The 16,685-nt window shown below is 64.3% G+C and carries 15 protein-coding genes; 8 read left to right on the top strand and 7 right to left on the bottom strand.

Annotation, left to right across the window (positions count from 1 at the left end; translation table 11 throughout):
• Positions 1-2: 2 nt before the first annotated feature.
• The 8 genes from KGZ40_04800 (at position 3) to KGZ40_04765 (ending at position 8,474) form a co-directional block, all read left to right on the top strand.
• Complete coding sequence (locus KGZ40_04800) at positions 3-1,823, top strand: diguanylate cyclase (protein ID MBS3956828.1); 1,821 nt, start codon at positions 3-5, stop codon at positions 1,821-1,823.
• A 2-nt stretch (positions 1,824-1,825) separates the two neighbouring features.
• A complete protein-coding gene (amrS, locus tag KGZ40_04795; GenBank protein ID MBS3956827.1) occupies positions 1,826-2,839 on the top strand; it encodes an AmmeMemoRadiSam system radical SAM enzyme in 1,014 nt (337 codons plus the stop codon).
• A gap of 160 nt (positions 2,840-2,999) precedes the next feature.
• Positions 3,000-3,608, top strand: coding sequence for a DsbA family protein (locus KGZ40_04790; GenBank protein MBS3956826.1), 609 nt, complete (start codon positions 3,000-3,002; stop codon positions 3,606-3,608).
• On the top strand, positions 3,605-4,858 hold the full coding sequence (locus KGZ40_04785; GenBank protein MBS3956825.1) for a hypothetical protein: 1,254 nt from the start codon (positions 3,605-3,607) through the stop codon (positions 4,856-4,858). Before KGZ40_04790 ends, KGZ40_04785 begins: the two co-directional genes overlap by 4 nt.
• Positions 4,858-5,631 carry a sulfite exporter TauE/SafE family protein gene (locus tag KGZ40_04780; protein MBS3956824.1) on the top strand — a complete coding sequence of 258 codons (774 nt, stop codon included), beginning with the start codon at positions 4,858-4,860 and terminating at the stop codon, positions 5,629-5,631. Before KGZ40_04785 ends, KGZ40_04780 begins: the two co-directional genes overlap by 1 nt.
• Complete coding sequence (locus tag KGZ40_04775; protein ID MBS3956823.1) at positions 5,628-6,455, top strand: GNAT family N-acetyltransferase; 828 nt, start codon at positions 5,628-5,630, stop codon at positions 6,453-6,455. Before KGZ40_04780 ends, KGZ40_04775 begins: the two co-directional genes overlap by 4 nt.
• A gap of 5 nt (positions 6,456-6,460) precedes the next feature.
• The gene (locus KGZ40_04770; GenBank protein MBS3956822.1) at positions 6,461-7,774 is read left to right on the top strand and encodes a histidine kinase; all 1,314 of its coding nucleotides are present in this window, start codon (positions 6,461-6,463) and stop codon (positions 7,772-7,774) included.
• A complete protein-coding gene (locus tag KGZ40_04765) occupies positions 7,764-8,474 on the top strand; it encodes a response regulator transcription factor (GenBank protein MBS3956821.1) in 711 nt (236 codons plus the stop codon). The genes KGZ40_04770 and KGZ40_04765 overlap by 11 nt, the downstream gene beginning before the upstream one ends.
• A gap of 2 nt (positions 8,475-8,476) precedes the next feature.
• On the opposite strand, the gene KGZ40_04760 is transcribed toward KGZ40_04765, so the two are convergent.
• The 7 genes from KGZ40_04760 to KGZ40_04730 form a co-directional block, all read right to left on the bottom strand.
• Positions 8,477-10,135 carry a hypothetical protein gene (locus KGZ40_04760; GenBank protein ID MBS3956820.1) on the bottom strand — a complete coding sequence of 553 codons (1,659 nt, stop codon included), beginning with the start codon at positions 10,133-10,135 and terminating at the stop codon, positions 8,477-8,479.
• A 79-nt stretch (positions 10,136-10,214) separates the two neighbouring features.
• Positions 10,215-11,168, bottom strand: a complete 954-nt coding sequence (locus tag KGZ40_04755; GenBank protein MBS3956819.1) for a DMT family transporter — start codon at positions 11,166-11,168, stop codon at positions 10,215-10,217.
• An 11-nt stretch (positions 11,169-11,179) separates the two neighbouring features.
• Complete coding sequence (gene hypE / locus KGZ40_04750; GenBank protein ID MBS3956818.1) at positions 11,180-12,190, bottom strand: hydrogenase expression/formation protein HypE; 1,011 nt, start codon at positions 12,188-12,190, stop codon at positions 11,180-11,182.
• A gap of 68 nt (positions 12,191-12,258) precedes the next feature.
• Positions 12,259-13,350 (bottom strand): hydrogenase formation protein HypD, encoded by a 1,092-nt coding sequence (hypD, locus tag KGZ40_04745; GenBank protein MBS3956817.1) that lies wholly within the window; start codon positions 13,348-13,350, stop codon positions 12,259-12,261.
• A gap of 1 nt (position 13,351) precedes the next feature.
• A complete protein-coding gene (locus KGZ40_04740; GenBank protein ID MBS3956816.1) occupies positions 13,352-13,588 on the bottom strand; it encodes a HypC/HybG/HupF family hydrogenase formation chaperone in 237 nt (78 codons plus the stop codon).
• 45 nt (positions 13,589-13,633) lie between these two features.
• Positions 13,634-15,991 (bottom strand): carbamoyltransferase HypF, encoded by a 2,358-nt coding sequence (gene hypF / locus KGZ40_04735; GenBank protein MBS3956815.1) that lies wholly within the window; start codon positions 15,989-15,991, stop codon positions 13,634-13,636.
• Between the two features lie 22 nt (positions 15,992-16,013).
• Positions 16,014-16,661 (bottom strand): hypothetical protein, encoded by a 648-nt coding sequence (locus tag KGZ40_04730; GenBank protein MBS3956814.1) that lies wholly within the window; start codon positions 16,659-16,661, stop codon positions 16,014-16,016.
• Positions 16,662-16,685: the final 24 nt, after the last annotated feature.

Genomic DNA, 16,685 nt, shown 5'->3' with positions numbered 1-16,685 from the left:
GAGTGGATACGCGCTACGAACACGTAGACGCCCCGACGGGCATCACGATCATCGATCCGCCGCCAGGGTGCGAGTTGTGCTGGGTGTGCGCGCGCGTATGCGTCGCACGCGCGATCCGTGTCGCGGACGGAAGCCCCCGTGTGGTCACGGAGCGCTGCGTGAGGTGCGGGGCGTGCGTCGGTGCGTGCGGATCGGGCGGCATGCGTGTCAGGGACGATGTTCCCCGCGTGCGGAGCTTGCTCGCCTCTTCTGCGAAGGTCGTAGTGGTGCTCGCGACGGAGTTTGCCGCGGCGATGCATCCCGCGACGCCCGAGCGCGTGGAAGAAGCGTGCCTCGCACTCGGGTTCCATGCGGTTGAGAGCACGTTTCTCGGCGAGGAAATGGTGGCTGTCGAGTACGAAACGGTGTGGGCCTCCGCTGAACCGGAGTTGCCGCGCCGCCCGATGCTGCGCTCCACGTGCCCCGTGGTCACGGAGTGGGTACGCAAGTACCGGCCTTCGCTTGCGGGGTGTCTCGCGCCGATCGTCCCGCCCTACATCGCGCAGGCACGTCTTGTTCGCGAGATGTACGCCGGTCCCGATCTCGCTGTCGTCTACGTGTCGCCGTGCTTCGCCCGAAAAGACGAGTATGCGGATATTGCGTTTGCGGGCGCCATCGACGCGGTCATCGGCTTTGATGAGCTCAAGAGCATGGTGAGCGGCATAGCGGGTACCGAAGGAGTGACCGGCGGGAGTCAGGCTCGCTCGCTGGCCGCCAGGAAGGAAATCTCGCTTACCGACGGCTTTCCCCGGACGTTGCTGCAAGCTCGCGACAACGTGCCCGGAGGAGTGGTGACGGTCAGGGGACTTGCTACGGTCGACCGGCTGCTGGCCGCCATAGAGGCCGGTGAGACAACGCCTGGCGTCGTGGACATGCTCTACTGCGAGAGCTGTGTTGACGGCCCCGCGATGGGTGCGCACCTGTCGAGCTACGCCCGGCGGTCACTGCGGACATTCGAGTTGACGCAGCACAGGACAGCACCTATTCCCTCACGCAGGGTGCTCACGCTGCTTCCGGGCGTTGAGGTGCGCCGGGAGTTTTCGCCCGATCCGGTGCCGCTGCTAAGTTTCGACGATGCGGCTATCGATGCCGCCTTGCGGGACGGGGGTTTTTCCAGCCGGGATGAGACTCGCGATTGTGGCGCGTGTGGCTATCGGACATGTGTGGAGCACGCCGCGGCGGTCCTCGCCGGGGCCTCCCAGTGGCGGATGTGCGTCCCGATGCACGTTCGCGGCTTGGAAGACCAGGTGGCAGCGTTGCGCGAGTCTGCTACCGTCGACCCGCTCACCGGGCTGTGGAACCGTCGAGTCTTCGCCGAGCGGCTCGTGAACGAGTTCGCCCGGTTCCGCCGGTACGGTCCGTCGCTCTCGCTTCTCATGCTCGATCTCGACGGATTCAAGGCGATCAACGACACGTATGGGCACTCGACGGGAGACGCGACGCTCCGCGCTGTCGCGGACACGATCAAGAACGTCTTGCGTGAGACGGACATCGCTGTCCGCTACGGCGGTGACGAGTTTTCGATCATTTTACCGGGCGTCGACAAGACCGCGGCGTACGCGGTCGCGGAGAAGTTGCGTATCGCGGTTTCCCGGTTGCGCGTGCCGGCCGGCGCGGAAGCCGCTGGGATCGTGCCCGTGACCATCTCGGTGGGCTTGGCTTCGGCACACTCGGCCATGACGAGTCACGAAGTGCTGTTCGAGGACGCTGACAGGGCGCTCTACCGGGCCAAGGAACAGGGGCGCGATCGAGTGAGACTCGCTCCCGGCCACGAGGAGCGCTGACCGTGCGTACCGCGGATCTTTGGCGACCGGAAGACACGTGCGTTCGTTGCCTGCTCTGTCCCCACCGGTGCCTGATCGCTGTAGGCCGTACCGGTGTGTGCGGCGTGCGGAGGAACGACGGAGGCACGCTCATCGCCACTACGTACGCGTGCGTCTCTTCGGCCGCGGTCGATCCGATCGAGAAGAAGCCCGTGTTCCATTACCACCCAGGTTCGACGGTGTATTCAGTGGGGAGCGTTGGCTGCACGATGTCGTGCGGTCACTGTCAGAACTGGCGAATCAGCAGGGAGAAGGGTGCCGGGCACGGTGTGCGGATCGAGGCGATAACACCAGATGACGCCGTCCAGTGCGCGCTCAATTCCGGCTGCGCGGGCATCGCCTTCACCTACAACGAACCTGTTATCTGGGCCGAGTACGTCCATGACGTCGCCCGGATCGCAAAGGCCAGCGGATTGTACACGGTGATGGTCACAAACGGTTACATCACGAGCGACGGACTTGACTATCTCGGGCAGCATATTGATGTGTGGCGTGTTGACATCAAGGGGGCGTCAGACGCCACATACCGAGCGTTGTGCAAGGTTCCCTCGGGAGGCCCGGTGCTCGACATGGCGGTTTACGCTCAAGAGGCGTGGTCAATGCATGTCGAGGTCGTCACGAATGTCGTCCCCACGATCAACGACTCCGCCACGGAGTTGCGGGCAATCGCGCGGTTTGTGGCGCGGTCGCTCGGAACCGCCACACCGTGGCACGTGACACGGTTCATCCCGTGTCTCGAATTCGCGCATCTCGAACCAACGCCGGTCGAGACGTTGAGACGCGCCGCCGAGATCGGCGCCGAGGAGGGACTCGACTACATCTACATCGGCAATGTGTTAGAGACAGGTGTTGGGGACACCGTCTGTCCCGCGTGCGGCGCGCGCGCGATCGTCCGCGATGGGTACACCATCATCAGGCGCGCGACGCGTGCGGGCGTTTGCGTCTCGTGTGGACACAACCTCGGGATCGTCGAATGACAGAGCAGGGAGTGAAATGACGCTGGAGCGTGAGGGCCACGGTCTTGATGTCGGATCCGGACACGCAGAACCGGTGCTCGAGCGCCCCCGCGTGCTCGTGTTCTTCGACTACACTTGACCGTTTTGCTACGTCGACCAGTTCCGGTTGGACACGGTGCGCGTGGATACGGACTTTGAGATGGTGCTTGTGCCCTTCGAGCTCAGGCCTTCGATGCCTCTTGAGGGCTGGCGTGTGAGTGAACTTGAGGCGGCCGGACACTCAGACCGTGTCTCTGAGCACCTGCGCCGGGTTGCGAAGAAGGAAGGTTTTCCGCTTGTGCTGCCGGAGTTTCTGCCCAACACGCACAAGGCGCACACGCTAGCCGAGCTTGCTCGCGACCACGGGAGCGAGATTCACGAAGCGGTCCACCGCTCGATCTTTGCGGCGTACTTTGCCGAGGGTCTCGATATCGGCGATGAGGAGATATTGCTGACGGTGGCCGAAGGCGCCGGTGTCGATTCTGCCGCCGCCCGGCTGGCTTGGAGCGAAGACCGCTACGACGAGAGGCTCCATCAGTTTAGGCACGTCGCGCTGCATATCGGCATCGACGCGACGCCGGCGACGCTGGTGTGCAACGAGCTCATCATCGGCTCGCGTCCGGCTGCCGTCATCCGCGAGGCGCTCAAGCGATGCGGTCTCCATGTGCACGAGGAGGGTGAAGCGGTAGAATCGGAGCGGTCCGATGCAACTTTGGCGCAGACACCGCAGACGCAGAGGTGGCCAGCGTGAATCCGTGCGTGATCATCCCTACCTTCTGGACGGGGCGCCGCAACAGGGTGCCAAACAACGTGCTCGCCGTATACGACCACCCCACACCAATCGATTCAGACGGTACGCTGCCAGCGTGTTTGCGTTCGTTGCAGGAGGTCGAGGGAGTCGAGCGGGTTGTAGTCACCGTGGCTGCGACGGACCCTTCGATCGAACACGCGGCGGAGGACCGCGTGCGTGAGATTCTCGCGGACATCCCGGGCATGGACGCGTTCGTGTTTGGTCCCGCTGAGATCGGATCGCTTCATCGCCGCATGGAGCAACTCGAGTTCGCGGACATGATTCCTGGAGTGAATCTTGTGGGGTACGGCGCCGTGCGTAACGTCGGCCTCATCGCCGCCGCGGTGCTTGGGAGCGAGGCGGTCTTGTTCATCGACGACGACCAGATCATCGATGACCCGGCCTTCTTCACGAAGGCGTTTGAGGGTCTGGGGATGCGGCTGGACGACGGCAAGGCGATTTTGGCGAAGACCGGCTACTACACCGATGAGGATGGCCGTTACCAGCGTCACGCTGACCCGCAATGGGCGGACATGTTCTGGCGCCGGGAGGACGCGTTCAATGAGGCTCTCGCGATGGTCGATCGTCCGCCGAGGATGACGCCATCGACTGTCGCGTTTGGAGGATGCCTCGCGCTTCATCGAGACATGTATTGCAACGTTTCGTTTGACCCATGGGTGGTGCGGGGCGAGGACATCGACTATGTCATCAACGTCCGCATGCACGGCGGTGACGTGTTCCTCGACGGAGAGTGGTCGGTGATTCACCGTCCGCCTCGGCTTCCCAGTGAAGCGCTACAGTTCCGCCAGGACGTGTACCGCTTCGTCTACGAGCACCGCAAGATCGAATTCGCCAAGTCGCAGGTCGATTTGAGACAGGTGACGCCCGAGTCAATGGAGCCCTATCCTGGCCGGTTCATGTCGTCGTCTGTGGTGTGGCGCGCGGTCGCTACCGCGATGCTTCGAGGCGTCTCCCGCCGCTCAGAGGGAGGACGGTACTTCAGGGTCGCTCGCGCGGCCGTCAAAGACGCGTCCGAGTACGCTCGGCAGAACTGTCATAACTACTTCGACTTTCAGCGCAGGTGGCCGATGTTTCTCGATCGGATCTGGGACGATATAGCGTTACGATCGCTGTTCTCTGGTGAGCGCCGAGTAGACCGCGCGGCGATCACCGGCCGGTTCCCTCAGATTCGCCACGACACGAAGCGGTGATGCTCACGCTTACGCTTTCACTTGCGACCGTGTTCACCGGCCTGATCGCCGGTATGCTCTCAGGCGCGTTCGGGGTGGGCGGAAGCGTGCTTACGATCCCAGCGCTCCGGCTTGTGTTCGGGTACCCGGCCCTCGTGACTGTCGGGACCGCACTCGCCTCGATTGTGCCTGTCTCGGCCGCGGGAGCGATCGCGCACATGCGCAGTGGGCACGCGGACGTGAAGACGGGCGTCGCGGTTGGGGCGTGGGGAGTAATCGCGTCCGCCGCGGGCGCGCAGGCGTCCGTGCACGCGGGCGGGACTGCCGTCATCGTTGCCAACTCCTTCATGATACTCTGTGCCGCCGTGATGGTGCTTCGCGGGGGGCAGGGCGATGACTCCAGCGTAACGCGTGCTCCGGCTCTCCGGCGTCCGGCAACCGTCGCTCTTCTCGGCATCGTGACCGGACTCTTCTCGGGGTTTCTCGGCTTGGGGGGCGGCATCGTGCTTGTCCCGCTCCTGCATCGGCTGCTGGGATACCGCGTCAAGGTCGCGATGGGAACAAGTCTTGTCGCTATCGCCGTCCTTGCGGTACCGGGCGCGGTCGCGCACTGGGTGCTCGGCAACGTTGATCCGGGGCTTGCGCTCGCTCTTGCGATCGGAGCGGTTCCCGGAGCGATCATCGGTGCGCGTTTTACCGCAGCCGCGGGAGAGCGCACGCTCCGCACGGGTTTCGCGTTCATGCTTGCCGTGAGCGCGATACTCCTGGGGGCGAGTGAGGCAGGCCTCGTGTGAACGGCGGCGCTTTGCGTACGGCTACCGATGATGAAGCTGTGCGGCTGTGGCCGGTGGTGAGGCGCGCGCTCCTGTTCGATTCGGCCGAGGAGTACGAACGCTTCCGGAAGCAGGGTCCGTGGCGGATACAGATATCCCAAAACGGCACCGAAGCAGCGATAGTTGAGAGGTGGCGCGATCACCTCGACATTCTCGCCGTGAAGGGCTTGTACTGCGCCGAGGAGCGGATCGGCGCTCTGATCGATTCGCTTGCCTCTGTCGCAGGGGCGCAGGAGTTCGGTCTGTTGCTGAGCCCGCTTGTTTGTGCCGATACCGCGTGCCGCTACGAGGCTGCGGGGATGCGTGTGCACACTGAGATGGTCGTGCTGCGCGCCGCGCGTGAGCCCAAGCGCGTTCAACCACCACCGGGTGTGATCATCCGTCCTGCGGTTCCGGGCGATCTCGGCGCGCTTGTGACGCTCGACGCGGCGTGCTTCGACGAGTTCTGGCGCTACGACGCCAATAGGTTAACCCGCCACCTTGAAGAGGATCGCCTTTCGGTCGCCGATGAGGCCGGAAGGGTCATCGGCTATACTCTGGCCACGGTCGTGAGAGACAGCCCAACGATCGGACGTCTGGCGGTCAGCCCCGCCACGCGCAGGCGTGGTGTCGGCGAAGCGCTTCTTTCTGAAGCGCTCCGGTATCTCGGCCGGACGTGCTCTGGCACGGTGAGTCTGTGCACCCAGCAGGCAAATATGGCATCGCGCCGCCTCTACGCGAAAGCTGGGATGCGCGAACTCGCAACGAGACTGGTGTTTCTCGTTCGTGATGTTCGGGAGGGGTGAACCGCGTGCGCATCGTGACGCCCCGGCGCACGATCTTATTCGATACGATCCTGCTGTTCGCCTCGACCGTACTTGCGGTAGTGGCGGGCTGGGTCATCATCTCTTCCACCGCACCGGGTTGGATGCTCGTGATCGCGCTCGCGGGGCTTGCGTTCATTGCGGTTGGCAGCGGCGTGGCGCGCTGGGTCAGCCGACCCGACCATCTGAAGGCCATGCAGTCGCATCGCACGTTAGAGATCGCAAACGGGAGCCTGGGTTACCTGCGTCAAGGGCTGACCGAGAAGAGCGCGGGCGCTGTGTGCCGCCTTGCGCTCGAGCACAGCGAGGCGGCCGCCGTCGCGATCACCGACACGGAGCGCGTGCTTGGATTCGCGGGAATAGGTGAGGACCACCATGTTGCGGGTGAGCCGATCATGACGCGAGGGACACGCGAGGTGATCGAGACCAACGAACACCGTATCCTTGAGAACAGCGCCGAAATCGGCTGTCCCCAATGGGAATGCGTGCTCAAGGCCGCGATAGTCGTGCCGCTCGAAATGAGAGGTCAGCCGGTCGGCACTCTGAAGTTTTACTACATGCATCGCAGCTTGCTCAACGAGACGCAGATCGCGATGGCCGAAGGATTAGCCCGCTTGCTCTCGACACAACTCGAGCTTTCAGAACTTGAGCGGCAGACGGAACTCGCGTGCCGTATGGAACTCAAGGCGCTGCAAGCGCAGATACACCCGCATTTCCTCTTTAACACGATTAACACGATCGCCATGCTCATCCGTACCGACCCCGAGAAAGCGCGGGAACTGCTCCGTGATTTCGCCCGCTTCTACCGTCGCACACTCGAGGCGACGGAAGACCTCGTGCCTCTCGAGCAGGAGTTAGAGTACGTGCGCACGTATCTCGCGTTTGAGAAGGCGCGTTTTGGCGACCGTCTCGAGGTTATCGAGGAAATCGATACCGGGGTGCAGGGCCTGCTTGTTCCCGCCTTCGCGATCCAGCCGGTCGTCGAAAACTCCGTGCAGCACGGCATGAAAGAGGTCGATCCCTTAACGATCTCGATCACCACTCGTCGCGCCGGCTCCCGAATCGAGATCGAAGTAACCGACGATGGTGCCGGAATCGCAAAGGATGATCTCAGCCGCGTTCTGGAGCCAGGATTCGGGAAGGGACTTGGAATCGCGCTTAAAAACGTGGACGATAGGCTGAGGGGATACTACGGCCCTGGTTCCGGCTTGACCGTCAAGCACGCCGAGGGCGGCGGAACACAGGTACTGATTACCGTCGTGCTCGGCGAGACGGATCGAGGAGGCTCGGATGACGCTTAAGGCGCTCGTTGTCGACGACGAAGCTCCAGCGCGCGCCGAGCTCCGCTTCTTGCTTGACGAAGTTGGCGGTGTCGAGGTTGTGGGCGAGGCTTCGAACGTGTCAGAGGCGTTCCAGCTTATCAAGGCAATCCCGTACGACGTGGTCTTTCTCGATATAGACATGCCGGGACTTTCGGGAATGCGGCTTGCCGAGACCCTTGCGGGCGTGGATCGCCAGCCTGCGATCGTGTTCGTGACAGCCCATAGCGAGCACGCGGTGAAAGCGTTCGAGGTCTCAGCGACCGACTATCTCATGAAGCCGGTGGAGATGGAACGATTACGGGCCGCGATCGCGCGTCTTTCCCCAGCTCCCGCCGATGGTGCGCGCGTCGATCGGATCCCGGTGGAAAAGAGCGGAAAGAAGCTGCTGCTCCACGTCGAGGACATCTGCTACGTGATGGCAAGAGACGACTACTCCTACCTTCATACTGACGGCGAGCGGTACCTGTCCACGGTCTCCCTCTCTCAACTGGAGAAGCGGTTGACGACGGCAGGGTTTTTTCGCGTCCACCGTCGCTACCTCGTCAATCTGTCTAAGGTGCGCGAAGTGGTCCCGATGTACGGAGGCACGCTTCTGCTCACCCTCCAGGATCAGGAGAACTCGCAGGTGCCTGTGTCGAGACGGCGGGTACCGTCTCTCAAGAAGGCCCTCGGCCTGTAGCGTCATGTCCGCACGTTGCGGGCACCGCGGGCGATGGCGTCAGCCACGCGTGTGAGGGCAGACGGTTCTGCGGAGGGCAGGTCGAGCCGGAGGATCCGCCGCTTGGCTTCTGAAAGCGTGACGAGGTCACCCTCGGCTTGCGCGCGGAAGAGTTGCGAGAGGGTGTAGGGTGCGCCCGGGATCGCTACATCGGTCTGATCGCGAGTGGTTATCATGAGGAATACGCCGCTATCAGGTCCGCCTTTGTGGAGCTGGCCGGTCGAGTGCAGATACCGGGGACCCATCTCGACGCACGCCGGAACCGATAGTGACGCCGACGCTTCGCGGCACGCGCTACGCAGCGGCGCCAGGAGGGCTTCATCGTAGGGAAGGTAGGCGAGCACGGCGAGGTAATCGCCGGACCGTGCGGTTGTGAGGAGCGAAACGATCGCCTCTTCGAGTCCGGCAGGATCGGGTGCGCTTGCGAGGCCGCCCGCGAATGTTGGCCACACACCGTCGAGGTCGACGCGCGCCCGAGGAACCGCCGCCTTCCCGTTGAGCACTTCAACGGTGGCGGCTTTTGCTTTTGCGACGTCAGGCTCATCGAACGGATTGACACCGAGCAGGTGACCGAGGAGGCCCACCGCGAACGTCCACCGAACGAACTCGCCGCCGATCGCCGCGGGTTCGCTCAGGACGAACTCCATCACCGGGACACCCGCGACGCGTGCCGCTTCAGCGAAATTGGAGACTTTCGAATCGTCCGCTTCGCGCATGACCACGAGCGCGCGATCACGTCCGTACGCCTCAGGAGGAACGCCGCCATCTTCTGGCACCGGGACCACACCGTGGCCGCGCTTGCCAGTCGACTCGGCGACAAGCTGCTCGATCCACACCCCAAACGAGGTGTACCGCGGCGACGCGACGAACGTGAGCTTGTCGCGTCCGGCGGCGTACGCGTCAGCGATCCACGCTGCGAGATGGGCGCCGGGATTGTCTTCCGCACGGCTCCGGCACGCCTTCTCGGTCGCGAGCGCGTGCTCGACTACGGCTGTGACGTCGATGCCCGCGAGGGCTGTTGGCGCGAGGCCAAAGAGTGACAGCGCGCTGAAGCGGCCACCCACTGTAGGCGGGGCGAGGAGCGCGATGCGCATGATATCTTTCTGCCGTCGACGCTCGAGGTCGCTGCCGGGATCGGTGATGACGACGAAGTGTCTGCCTGCGGTCACTCGTCCGAGTGCTTCGTCCATCCATGCCCGGAAGATCGCATAGAGTGAGAGCGGCTCGAGTGTCGTCCCCGATTTGCTCGCGAGCACGAACGCCGTCTCGGCTGGGTTGAGCGAAGCGAGGAGGCGTGCGCACTCCTGCGGTGACGTCGTGTCGAGCACGTGCAGGCGCGAGTCGTCCGGAACCGGACCTAACACGCTCGCCATGACGAGCGATGCCAGTGAAGAGCCGCCCATGCCGAGTACCACGACGTCGCGAACGCCCTCGGCGCGCATCGCCGAGGCGAGGGTCGTGACCTGCGGGAGACGCGCGACAGCCTTCTCGGCCAGATCGGTCCAACCGAGACGCTGCTTGATTGCCTGGCGTTGATCCACGTCGACCGAGAAGAGCGAAACGTCACGGTTGACGAGCCGGGCGACCGCGTCGTTGTCGATCAGCGTTTGCATGCTGCCCATGCGGGTCTCCTTGGCAGGTGGCGGGCAGGGAGCGACTCTCGCTTCTGAGTATAGCGGGGCCGCCCTCCGGAGTCGTCCGCTACCGGGCGGCGGTACCGGGGGGAGTGTCGGTCGCTTGTACGGGGACGGGAGGACCTTCGACCGTCGCGGCAGCGGGCTTGAGCCGGGCAACGATCAGCCCGCCTATGATGACGAGCGCTCCACCCGCAATCGTGAACAGGCCAATTCGCTCGCCGAGGAACGCGGCGGCGAACAGGACGGCGCTCACCGGCTCGGCATACGTGATGATCGCCGCGTGGTCGGCGCGCACGAGGCGCAGTCCCGTTAAGAAGAGTGCTCCGGTGAACGCGGTGTGCACAATGCCGAGCGTTGCGACGGAGCCCCACTGGAGCAACGTGGCGGGGCCGTCGAGCAGGAGCACCGCTGGCAACAGTACCAACATAGCCACCAGGTACTCGCCAAACATGTACGTGGATGCGGGAATATCCTTGAGCAGTTGTTTGACGATGACGATGAGCAGCGCGTACGTGATGGCGGACGCGAGTGCGAGCCCCGCTCCTAGCAGGTGGGTGCCTTCCTGGAGCGCGATGTTCTGGGGTCCAACGATGATCGCCGTTCCGCCGAGCGCGAGCGCGAGCGGCGCGACGATGCGCGCATCGAAAGGCTGCCGAGCGATGATAGGGTTTAAGACAGCGACTATGATCGGACCGCAGTAGCCGAGCAACACGGCGACCGCCACCTTGGTCAGGGACAGGGCCGCGAGAAAGAGCACCCAGTTCAGCGTGAGCAGCACGCCCATGCCCGCGATGATCAGCTTGGTGCGTGGCGGTAGCGCCATCAGCTCTCCGAGACGCCCGCGAAACGCCAGATACGCGCCTATGGCGAGGGCCGCGAACGCGACACGCCAGAAGACCACGACCGCCGGGTGAGACTCGGCGCCTCGCACGAAGATGGCGATTGAGCCCCAGACGGTAGCGGCGATCGCGATACGGGCGATACCTGCTGACGCGCTTCGCGAGAGCCCGGCTTCCACGGTCGCGGGTGCTAGCAGATCCTCGGCAGCTGTTCGCCGACGAGCATGTCCATGATGCGGGTCGCGCCGAAGGCCGTCCGGACGTGCACGGTGCCGGCGGGGGATTCGCCTACGACGCCGATGATGGCAGCATTCTCGCCGTACGGGGCGGAGCGCATCGCCGCCAGTGCCGCGTCGGCTTGCTCGGGGGGCACCACGGCAAGCATCTTACCCTCGTTGGCGACATGGTAGACGTCGTATCCGAGCATCTCGCACGCACCCATCACCTGTTGGTGAACGGGGACCGACGTTTCTTCGACGGTTATCGAGACGCCGGAGGCCCCGGCTATCTCGTTGAGCGCGGAGGCCAGTCCTCCGCGGGTCGGGTCACGGAAACAGCGCACGCCGGGTGCGGCGTCAAGCACTGAAGCGACGAGTCGACCGAGCGGAGCGGCGTCAGTCGTGAGGTCCGTCGAGAACTCGAGGCCTTCGCGGATCGATACGACCGCGATGCCGTGATCGCCGAGCGTGCCCGAGAGCAGCACGATGTCGCCGGGAACGCATCGCGCGACGGACAGCGACACGCCTGCGGGCACTACTCCGATCCCGGTGGTGTTGATGTAGATGCCGTCGCCGTGACCGCGTTCGACTACCTTAGTGTCGCCTGTGACGATGTGCACCTCGGCTTCAAGGGCGGCATTCCGCATCGAGGCGAGCACGCGCCGCAGGTCTGCGACGGACAACCCTTCTTCGAGGATGAAGCCCACCGAGAGGTAGAGCGGTCGCGCACCCGCTGTCGCGACGTCGTTCACCGTGCCGCACACGGCGAGTCGTCCGATGTCGCCTCCTGGGAAGAAGAGTGGTGAGACGACATAGGTGTCGGTTGAGAATGCGAGCTGCCCGGCAGGCATCTCGAGTGTGGCGGCGTCGTCAGTCGCGCTTAGCGCGGAGTCGGCGAAGTCGGCGACGAAGACCTCGTCGATCAGGCGGCGCATGAGAGAGCCGCCGCTGCCGTGCGCTAGAAGGATCGTGTCGGAGTCCATCTCGCTCCTCAAAGTATCGATGGGTACCCTGCCGCGATATCGCGGCGTGGGCAGGTCTCGTGTCGCTCTTACGACTTGCCGTGGTCCGTGTATCGATAGTACGCCGCGCACGATCCTTCCGAGGAGACCATGCACGGTCCCACCGGATGTTCCGGCGTGCACGCTTTGGCGTAGAGTCGGCACTCGAACGGGAGCGTCACTCCCCGCAGGACCTCGCCGCACTGACAACCGGGGGTCTCTCGGGGCGGCTCGGGTTCGACTGGCACACGAACCATCGCGTCGAACCGCTCATGGGAAGAGCGGATCGACAAGCCCGTACCGGGGATCACGCCGATCCCGCGCCACTCCGCGTCGCTCGGCTCGAAAACGCGTTCGATGTGCGCGATGGCGATAGGATTGCCCTGTGCGGGCACGCCGCGTGTGTATGCGATCTCGACGTCCGCGCGCCCCTCTGCGAGCTGGGCCGCGAGCATCCAGATACCCTGCAAGACATCGACCGGTTCGAACCCCGTGATCACACTCGCGACCCCGTACTCCTCGGCGAGGAATCGGTAGGGCTCGATGCCGATGATCGCGGAGACATGTCCGGGGAGGATGAAGCCGTCGACCGCGACATCGGGATCGTCGACGAGCGCGCGGAGCGCCTTGGGTACCGTCTTGTGCGCCGAAAAGACGCTGAAATTCGCAATATCGGCCGCCGCGGCGCGTTCAATGGCGGCGGCGATAAGCGGTATCGTTGTTTCGAAGCCCACGCCGATGAAGACGACATGCCGATCCGGTTCGCGCCCGGCGAGCGCTAGGGCGTCGAGCGGCGAGTAGACGATGCGCACGTCGCGCCCGTCCGCCTTCTCGCGCGCGAGCGATGAACGTGAGCCGGGCACCTTCATCATGTCTCCGAAGGTCGCCACTATCACGCCGGGTTGACGTGCGAACTCGATCGCGAGATCTATGTCGGCGTTGGACGTCACACAGACCGGGCATCCGGGTCCGGAGAGTAGCCGCAGCCGCTCGGGCATCACGCCGCGGAGCCCGTGCTTCGCGACCGCGACGGTGTGGGTGCCGCACACCTCCATGATCGAGATCGGGCGATCAACGGTGGCCGCTATCGTGTCGATGAGTCCGGTTGCGAGTGCCGGGTCACGGAATCCAGTGAGGTCCATGTTACTCGGCCTCACCGATCTGATAGATGTCGAGCTGCTTGAGCAGCTCGATCGTCTCGTTTGCGAACTCTTCGTCCACCACCTGGATGGCGAAGCCCGCGTGCACGAGCACGTGGTCGCCAACAGCGGCGCCGGGGATCAGGTCGAGACTCACATGACGAGTCACCCCCATGATCTCGACCTCCGCCATGTTGTTTGCACCGAGCGAGCGTACCTGAGCGGGAATGGCAAGACACATAGTCGACGTCCTCCTTACGAGAAACTGGTTCGGTCCCGATCGGCCCTACACTTCATGCCGTCTGGCCCAGGCGACCACGGCTTGCCCATACGAGACTGAGCCGTCGCTCACCGGCAGCCGCTCGTGGGTAAGAGCGGTAAAGTCGGCTCGGCCAAGGTCTCGCATCGCCGCTTCGAGCACGAAACGGTTGAGGAACACGCCCCCCGCAAGGGAGACGGTTCTCGTCCCGGCATGTTTCGCGACATCGGCGGCAGTTGTGACTATACAGCGCGCGACGGCACGGTGGAAGCGTGCCGATATCGTGGCGGCGGGCGTGCCGCGTGCGATGTCGTCGAGCACCGACACTATCACCGGCGCGGAGTCGATGATGAGCGGTCCTGAGCCGACAAGCGCAAACTCGTACGCCCCCTCGGCTTGCGGGTCGAGCGCGGCCTCCAGTTCTATCGCGGCCTCACCCTCGTAACGCGCGTTGTCGCGTATGCCTGCGAGCGCGGAGACCGCGTCGAACAGGCGCCCCATCGAAGAGGTGAGGGGGCAGTTGAGCGAACGTGTGATCATGCGGCGCACGGTCGCCTCCTCACCATCGGCGAGGCGCGAGAGCAATGGTTCGGCCCCCGGATGGCCGAGGAGCGCCGGATCCAGACCGAGAAGCGTGCCGAGGGCCATGCGAGCCGGGCGCCGGATCGCCGCCGCCCCTCCGGGCATCGGGACCTCGCGGAGGTGCGCCACTCGTTCGAATCCGCCCCACGTGCTGATCAGCACCTCACCGCCCCAGATATGGCCGTCCGCCCCGTAGCCGGTGCCATCGAACGCCACTCCGATGACTGGATCGCTCACGCCGTGCTCGGCGGCCACACCGGCGATGTGGGCGTGATGATGTTGCACGGCGATGCTTGGCAGGTCGAGTGTCAGGGCGAACTTGGTTGTGAGGTACTCAGGATGCATGTCGTGGGCGACGAGCGCGGGGGCGACGCGGAAGAGCCGCTTGTAGAGCGCAAGGGTGTCGTGGAAATGCTCGAGCGCGGCCACGTTTTCCATGTCGCCGATGTGCTGCGATACAAACACCTGGTCGCCGGTGAGCAGCGCGAAGGTGTTCTTCTGCTCCGGCCCTGTCGCGAGGATTGCTTCGTCCGCCGAGAACGGCACTGAGAGCGGATGGGGCGCGTATCCGCGGGCCCGGCGAAGGGGCTGCGCCATGCCTGCAACGCTGCGCACAACCGAGTCGTCGTAGCGCGAGCGTATCGAGCGGTCGTGCAGAAGGAAACCGTCGGCGATCGCGGAAAGTCTGTCGAGCGCCTCGGCGTTGCCGGTCGCGATTGGCTCGTCGGTGAGGTTGCCCGATGTCATCACGAGCGGGCGGCCGCACGCTTCGAGCAGCAAGTGGTGCACCGGTGTGTACGGGAGCATGATGCCGATATCGGGCAGGTCGCCGACCACGTCCGAAGCGATGTGCGGGGGGTCGCCGACGATCCGTTCGGCGCGCCTGCGAAGAAGCACGATTGGGCGAACCGTGCCTTTTAGAAGCCCCGCCTCAACAGTGTCAATGTCGGCCATCTCGCGCGCCATAGTAAGGTCCGGCACCATGATCGCAAGCGGCTTGCCCCACCGGAACTTGCGCTCGCGCAGCAACTTGACCGCGTCGGCGTTTGTTGCGTCGCAGGCGAGGTGGAAACCGCCGAGCCCTTTGATCGCGAGGATACCACCTGACACGACGAGCGCGGCCGCGTGCGCGATGATCGCGTCAGAGCGCTCGCGCTCGGCGGCTATAGAGCGGTGGGGCCGCGGGTCAGTCTCAAAATCCTGCGACCAACGCCATCCCGATGAAGCGTCCGGAGCGTGCAGGTAGAGCCTCGGGCCGCACACAAAGCACGCGTCAGGTTGGGCGTGGAAGCGCCGGTCAGCGGGGTTTTTATACTCCGCGGCGCACGCGGGACACATTGCGAACTCGCGCATCGCGGTTGCAGGCCGGTCGTAGGGCACGTCGTCGATGATGGTGAAACGGGGGCCGCAGTTGGTGCAGTTGATGAACGGGTACCTGAAGCGCCGGTCTGACGGATCGCTCATCTCGGCCACACACGCCGGGCACGTGGCGATATCGGGGGAGACGAGCGTCATCGCTCCCTCTTTTACTGTGGACTTCCGAATCTCAAATCCGGTGAGTCGTTCGTGCTCCACCTCCTCGGTATCGACCGAGTCTATGAACGCTATCGGCGGTACTTCCTCGCGAAGCGCGTGGAGGAAGCGGGAGGTAGTTTCCGCGTCACCTTGGATCAGACAGTGGACACCGTCTGAAGCGTTGAGAACCCAGCCGGTCAGACCGAGACGTGTTGCGAGTCCGTACACGAACGGCCGGAATCCGACACCCTGTACGACGCCGCGGACGTGTATGAGCAACGTGATCACGGTTGGTAATCGGGAGGTGTGGTCACGCGCGATCGCAAAACGGGGACGTTTGTTCCGCTGACGCAACGAAGCGGTTGTTGATCAGGACGAACAGCTCGTACGCCTGGTCGAGCAGCTCCATGGCGGTTGCGGCGTCATCAGCGCTAAGCGATTCCTGCGTGCCACGGAATGGCGAGTCGTGGATGAACGCGTTGCGTGCGGCGCGCAGCTTGCGCCACCGCTGCGGGAACTCCCGGTAGCCGAGCTCTGCCGCGGCCTCTTCGAACTCTTCACCGGTCAGATGCGGGAAAAGGCGGCCGATGCGTGCTCCGATCGCCCGCTGGCCATCGAGAACGACCTCCCGGACGGTCACGTCCGCGCCGCGCGCCTTGAGGATGCGGTCGATGATGTCTTCGAGAATCGACTCGAGGAACGTCTCGACCAAGATGACGACGATCTCGTGCTCTTCATCGTCATGGTAAGAGCGGATACGAGCGTCAAGACGGCGCAGTCTTTCCGGTGGGAATGTGCGTCGGCCGTCGCCGTGCGCGCCGCACGTCGGACACACGATCTCATCGGCACCGAATCGGGCGTCAGGGGTGAGAAAGCCGCACTGCGGGCACTCGAAGAACGTCGGAGCCTCGCGAGCGGGGCTTGACGCATGCCGGGAGTCTGCGCGTACGTGCTTCACATGCCGATTGTAACAGCAACCCGC

The organism is Clostridiales bacterium (genome assembly GCA_018333995.1).
Classification (GTDB): domain Bacteria; phylum Actinomycetota; class Coriobacteriia; order Anaerosomatales; family SLCP01; genus JAGXSG01.
The sequence above is the reverse complement of the archived record's forward strand: the minus strand, read 5'-3'. Positions and strand labels throughout refer to the sequence as shown.